This window comes from Nocardioides malaquae (genome assembly GCF_015070385.1).
GTDB classification, from domain to species: domain Bacteria; phylum Actinomycetota; class Actinomycetes; order Propionibacteriales; family Nocardioidaceae; genus Nocardioides; species Nocardioides malaquae.
The window spans coordinates 1-235 of record NZ_JADCSA010001220.1 but is presented as its reverse complement, the minus strand read 5'-3'; the positions used below and the strand labels follow the sequence as shown (position 1 = coordinate 235).

The window sequence follows — 235 nt, the reverse complement described above, 5'->3', positions numbered from 1 at the left end:
GTCTTAGACGGGCTTGCGCGGTACGAACCCTCGCGCAGCTTCGCGCCCGCAGCGTCCTGCTGGGCCTGCCGGTCCTGCTGGGCCTGCATCTGCGTGGCGATGGCGTTCTGCTGCGCAAGCAGAAGGCCACGGATTTGCATGAGCTGGTTGGCCTGCTGGCTGGCGAACTGGTTGGCGTAGCCGCGGGCTTCCAACTGGCCCTGCGCCGTCGTCGCCTTGCCCTTCAATTGCTCCA

The 235-nt window shown here is 66.8% G+C and carries 1 protein-coding gene; it reads right to left on the bottom strand.

The genetic code is table 11. The features are described from left to right. The coding region (locus IEQ44_RS16530) for a TrbJ/VirB5 family protein (RefSeq protein WP_438861861.1) at positions 1-235 on the bottom strand (235 nt) is incomplete at both ends.